Below are 5,925 nucleotides of genomic sequence, written 5' to 3' on the forward strand. Positions count from 1 at the left end.
GGCCGGGGAGGCCGGAGCCTGGACATCGGTCGCGTCGCCGTAGCCGAGGTCGCCGTTCACCGTCTCGGTGTCGGTCAGTGTGGTCCGCCGCACCTTGGTCGTAGCGGGCGGCCCGGAGGCGGCCGTGCCGGTGGAGCCCCCACCGTCGTTGCCGAAGGTCCCGGAGGCGGTCGTGACGGCGGCCGCGACCACGGCGACCGCGACCGCGAGGAACAGCACGGTACGCGCCGGGTGGCGCGTGCGGCCGCCACGGGCCGCTGCCGGGTCACGGGGGTCGCAACCGCAGTCGTCGCTCCCGTTGGCGGGAGCCTCGGCGCTCTCCTTGGGCTCGCTGCTCTGCTTGGGCTCGGCGCCCGCCGCGGCGTCCGGTGTCCCGCGCTCCGGAGCCGCGAAATCCTCGCCGCGTGCGACGTGCTCGGTCTCGTCGGAGGTCGTCACAGGCCCGGCCCCGGTCCCAGCATCAGGCCGCCGCCCGGGTACTTGTCCTGGCACGCCTGCTGCGCCTTCTGGAACTCCTCGGGCGTGATCCCGGCGGCCTTCGGGTCGATGCTCATGTTGCTGCCGTTGATCTCCGGGTCGGGCAGCTTGGTAAGCCCGTTCTCCCGCATGCACTTGGCCCACTCCGCGACCTTGGCGGAGTCGAGTTGTCCACCGTCGGCGCCGCCCTGGCCCTGTGGCATCTTGTCGTGGCAGGCTTTCTCCGCCTTCTGGAACCCGCTGGAGTTCGGGTCGACGTCACCGGGGCTGATCTGGATGCCACCGCTGTCCTGCTGCGGGTCGGGGAAGTCAGGGACGCCGTTGGACCGCATGCACGCGGCGTAGTCCAGGGCCTTGTCGAAGGGGCTGGTCGGGGAGGCCGAGGTGCCGGAGCCGGCCTCGCCGCCGGTCGGGGAGTGGTGCGCGGGGTCGTCGGAGCAGCCGGTCACGAAAACGACAACGGCCAGCGCCGACGCGGCCAGCACGGTGTGCGAGAAAGTTCGCTTCTTCGGAGTGAACATGGGCCCAGTTCTACGCAGCGGGCGGTCACACGGCGGACACAGAAGCCCGTCGGCGACGACGGATCAGGGGCGGCCCGCTCCAGGAGCGTGGGGCCCGCGGGCGCCGGGGAAGCCGATGCCGATGCCGGTCGTAGGGCCGAGGCGGCGTCGCGGCCGCGTCGAGGTCGTACGCCGAGGTGGGCTTGAAGGTGACGCACGCGGTCCCTCGTCGTCCGACCGGCCGCTCACCGGACCACCGCCACCGGCCCCGGCCCCGGCCCCGACCGCACACGGTGCCGACGGTCACGGGGACACGGAGCGGCAGCCGCTTGGCGCCGGTCGCCGGGATTCACCCGCTACAGGCGCACGACCGCCCTACGGGCCGTGTGGTGCCCGGTGGCGGCTCCGGCGTCCGGCTCATCCACACGTCCGGGGAAAACGGCTTCCATGACCAGGCCACCCCCGGGGCGCGCGTGGGCGACGAGTTCGGCTCCGTGCGCGGTGACGATGGCCCGCACGATGGACAGGCCGAGGCCGTGGTGGCCGTCGCCCGGGGTGCGGACGAGCCGCTGGAAAGGTTCGAACAGCCGGTCCACCTGCTCGGGCGGGATCTCGTCCCCGGAGTTGGAGACGGAGACGAACGGGCGGCCGGAGGCGGTGGCGCCGGTAGCGATCTCCACGCGGCCATCGGGCACGTTGTAGTCGACGGCGTTGTCGAGGAGGTTGGCGACCAGGCGCCGGACGAGGGCGGGGTCGCCGAAGGCGGTCGTCGGCCGGATATCGGCCGCCAGACGCAGTCCGCGTTCCTCGATCTGCGCTTCGAAGGAGAGCAGTACGTCCTCGGCGAGCGCGGCCAGGTCCAGCGGTTCCGGGTGCTCGACGCCCCGTTCACTGCCGGCGAGGGTGAGGAGTGACTCCAGCAGGCGCGCCTGCTGCCCGCTGATGACGAGCAGGCGGTCGAAGGTGACCCGGAAGGTCTCGGCCGTGGCGTCGTCGTCCATGAGGGTCTCCTGGAGCAGCGCGTGCTCCAAGGTCAGCGGGGTGCGCAACTCGTGGGCGGCGTTGGCGACGAACCGTTTGTGCGAATCGAGCGCGGTCTGCAGCCGGCCGAGGAGTCCGTCGACGGTGTCGGCCAGGTCCTTGAGTTCGTCGGAGGGGCCCTTGGTGTCGAGCCGCTCGTGGACGTTGCGCGCCGAGATCCGCCGGATGGTAAGGGTCATGATGCGCAGGGGACGCACGACGCGGCCGGCGACCAGCCAGCTGAGCACGATGGAGATGCCGGTCATGATCGCCAGTGCGACGCCGGACTGTGCCAGGAGGTGGTGCATCTCCAGGGCGTGCTGATGGACGGCCTGTTCACGCAGTTCACGGGCGCCTCCGTCGGCCCAGGGAGGGGCCTGGCCCGGCTGGGCGGCGGCACCGCCGTGGCCGTCCGGCACCGGCAGCCCGTCGGCTCTCTGGTTGAAGATGACGATGCTGCCCTTGCGGTCGGAGACGAGGAAGTAGGTGATGGCGAGCAGGATGGCGCCGGAGGCGACGAAGAGCAGGCCGAACAGCACGGTCAGGCGCATCCGGACGCGCCGCGGCAGGAAGCGGGCCGGGACGCCGGCGGGGATCAGGCACATCGGGCGAGGCAGGCGGGGCAGGCGCATCGGCATCTCAGATCCGGTAGCCGCCACGCGGGACGGTCTCGATCAGGGGCGGCGACCCGAGCTTCGGCCGCAGGCGGTTGACCGTCGTCTTGACGGTGTTGGTGAAAGGGTCGGCCGCTTCGTCCCAGACGCGTTCGAGGAGTTCCTCGGCGGACACCGGTCGGCCCTGGGCTGCCAGCAGGCATTCGAGTACCGCGAACTCCTTGGGTGTGAGCCGCAGTCGGTCGCCCGCGCGGGTGACGACGCGGCGGGCCGGGTCCAGCCGCAGGTCGCCGTGGACCAGGACGGGCGGCAGCGCCTGCTGGGGGCGACGGGCGACGGCGCGGATGCGCGCGACCAGTTCGGCGTAGGCGAAGGGCTTGGGCAGGTAGTCGTCCGCACCGCGGGTGAGGCCCTCGACCCGGTCGGCGATCGTGCCGGATGCCGTGAGCATCAGGACGCGGGGCCGGTGCTCCTGTTCCACCAGCACGCCGCACACCGCGTCGCCGTGCACCTTCGGGAGGTCCCGGTCGAGCACCACGACGTCGTAGGCGATGACGGTCGCGCGTTCGAGCGCGGCGGCTCCGTCGTAGGAGACGTCGACCGCCATTCCCTCGCGGCGCAGCACGCGCGCCACCGAGTCGGCGAGTTCGGCGTGGTCTTCGACGACGAGGACCCTCAACTCTTCACCCCCGGCGCGGCGCTTGTTGGTCGAGGGTCCGGGAAGCACAGGCCGTTCATGCCGGTCAGCCTGCCCGGACCGCGGTCACACCCCGGTCACAGCGTTCCCATGGTCCTGTCCGCGTGGTCGGCCGGGTGCGGTGGCCAGGTTACTTCGGGCCCCTGTGCGGCGGCCCCGTCCCGCATCCTGCCGCTGCCCGCCGCCGGTGTCCGCCGCCGCTCACGATTCCCCGGCCGATTCCCCGGCCGGTTCGCCGCCGGGGAAGCGGCGGTCGGCGCCGCCCGGCGATTGAGGGCGGCGGAGCCCCGCGGGGCAGACAACGCGCCACACGGCGAGCCCCCTACGCCGGAGGCTTGACCACCGCGGCCTGGGGGCGGATGGGGAGGCGGTTGACGGGGCGGCCGGTGGCGGCGCGGACGGCCGCGGCGATGGCGGCCGGCGAGGTGACGACGGGCACCGCGGAGACGGCCTTGGCCCCGAAGGGGGCGACGACGTCGCGCTCCTCGACGAGCTTGACGATGCGGACGTCGGGCGCGTCGAGGGCGGTCGGAAGCGGGTAACCCGTGAGGTTGGGCCGCTTGATGATGCCGCGCGGCGCCCGCAGGTCCTCCATGAGGGCGAGCCCGAGCCCTTGGGTGACGCCGGCCTCGATACGGGCGGCGAGCTGGCGTGGGTTGAGTACGCGCCCGACATCCTGGGCGACGGCGAGCTCGACCACCCGCACCGCGCCCAACTCGATGTCGACGTCGACCACGGCGCGGATCGCGCAGAAGGTGAGCCCGACGAAGGCGTCGCCCTGGCCGGTGTCGTCGAGCCGGTCGGTGGGGTGCGGGCGGCACTGCGCGGTGGCCCACAACTCCTTGCCGTCGAGGATCTCGGCGACCGTCGTGGACAGCACCCCGTCGTAGGACGTGATCTTGCCGTCGGCGATGGACAGCAACTCCACGGACATGCCGAACTTCGCGGCGAGCGGCTGGAGCAGCTGGGTGCGGACCATCTTCGCGGCGCGCTCCACCGCCCCGCCCGACACCCAGGTGTGCCGCCCGCGGGCGGCGGGCCCGGCCGGCGGCTGATCGGTGTCGGACGGCAGCACCCGCACATCGTCGACGCCCAGCACCTCCTGCACGATCTGCCGGGCCAGCGTGGTGAAGCCCTGCCCGGTCTCGACGGCCGCGCAGATGACGGTGGCCCGGCCGTCGTGGATGCGTACGGTCGCGGTGGACACCTCGTCGGCGCCCTCGGCGCCGAGCAGGTGCACCATGCCGAGCGCGTAGCCGACTCCGCGGCGCACCGCCCCGGGCTCGCCGGCGCCGGAGACGCCGCCGGGCAGCAGCCATTGGGACTCGTCGTCGCCGTCGGGCAGCGGCGGCAGGTCGGCGTCGCGCACGGCCTTGAGGAGGTCGCCGACCGGCGCCGGGCAGGTGACGGTCTGGCCGGTGGGCAGCAGATCGCCGGTGGCCAGTATGTTCCGCATCCGGATCTCGGCCGGGTCCAGGCCGAGTTTGGTGGCGAGCTTGTCCATCTGGCCCTCGTAGGCCGCGCAGACCTGGAGCGCGCCCTCGCCGCGTACGTGCCCGGACGGCGGGTTGTTGGTGCGCACCACCCAGCCCTCGACGAAGACGTGCGGCACCACGTAGGGGCCGGCGGCGAAGGCGACCGCGGCGGCGAGCGCGTCGGAGGACGCGTCGGCGTAGGCGCCCGCGTCGAGCAGGACCTGTGCCTCGACCTTGACCAGACGGCCCTCGGCGTCGGCGTGGTGACGGTAGCGCAGCAGGGTGGGGTGGCGGTGGGCGTGGCCGAGGAAGGACTCCTCCCGGGTGGCCACGAACTTCACCGGGCAGCCGGTGCGCAGCGCCAGCAGGCCCAGCGGGAGCTGGATGCCGGAGTCCTCGCGGTCGCCCATCGCGCCGGGCACGCCGGTGACGACGACCTTGACCCGGTCGGTTTCGAGGCCGAAGCAGGCGGCGGCGATGTCCCGGTCGGCGTGCGGGTCGGTGGAGGCGACGTACAACTCCACGCCGCCGTCGGGGCGCGGGACGGCCAGGCCGGCCTCGGCGCCGATCGGCGCGGGGTCCTGCCGGCCGACCCGGTACAGGCCCTCCACCACGACCTCGCCGACCGCCTCCGAGTCGCCGAAGCGCAGCGGGATGTGCCGGATCAGGTTGCCGTCGGGGTGCAGCGGCTCCGCCGCGAACGCCTTCTCCGGGTCGGTGACCGGCTCAAGTACTTCGTACTCGACGAGGATCGCGGCGGCGGCCAGCCGGGCGGTGTCGGGGTGGTCGGCGGCGACCGCGGCGATCGGCTCGCCGTGGTGGCGTACGACCTCGTGGGCGAAGACCGGCCGGTCGGCGACCTTGCGGCCGTGCATGGCGTCGCCGGGCACGTCCTCGTGGGTAAGGACGGCCCGTACGCCGGGCATCGCGACCGCGTCGGTGGTGTCGATCCGGGTGATCCGCGCGTGCGGGTACGGCGAGCGCAGCACCGCCGCCCACAGCAGGCCCTCGGCCCACAGGTCGGCGGCGTACGGGTAGGTGCCCTGCGCCTTCGGCAGCGCCTCGGTGGAGGGCAGCGGCGCGCCGATGCCGTGCGGTTCGCCGTCCTGCCCGGCCAGCGTCTCGGTCACGGCTGCGGTTGC

The 5,925-nt window shown here is 73.4% G+C and carries 4 protein-coding genes and 1 pseudogene; all 5 read right to left on the reverse strand.

Annotated elements, in window-relative coordinates; translation table 11 throughout:
- Nucleotides 1-438, reverse strand: a pseudogene (locus AC13HU_RS30520) (peptidoglycan-binding protein); the annotation flags it as partial.
- Nucleotides 435-998 carry a hypothetical protein gene (locus tag AC13HU_RS30525; RefSeq protein ID WP_483045209.1) on the reverse strand — a complete coding sequence of 188 codons (564 nt, stop codon included), beginning with the start codon at nt 996-998 and terminating at the stop codon, nt 435-437. The pseudogene AC13HU_RS30520 and the gene AC13HU_RS30525, both read right to left, overlap by 4 nt.
- Before the next feature lie 335 nt (nt 999-1,333).
- Nucleotides 1,334-2,635, reverse strand: a complete 1,302-nt coding sequence (locus AC13HU_RS30530; RefSeq protein ID WP_483045210.1) for a sensor histidine kinase — start codon at nt 2,633-2,635, stop codon at nt 1,334-1,336.
- A 1-nt stretch (nt 2,636) separates the two neighbouring features.
- Nucleotides 2,637-3,290: a response regulator transcription factor gene (locus tag AC13HU_RS30535; RefSeq protein WP_483045211.1), complete on the reverse strand. Its 654-nt coding sequence runs from the start codon at nt 3,288-3,290 to the stop codon at nt 2,637-2,639.
- Nucleotides 3,291-3,630: 340 nt separating this feature from the next.
- Nucleotides 3,631-5,901, reverse strand: a complete 2,271-nt coding sequence (locus tag AC13HU_RS30540) for a xanthine dehydrogenase family protein molybdopterin-binding subunit (protein ID WP_483045212.1) — start codon at nt 5,899-5,901, stop codon at nt 3,631-3,633.
- Nucleotides 5,902-5,925: the final 24 nt, after the last annotated feature.

This window comes from Streptomyces sp. NH27 (assembly GCF_056859195.1).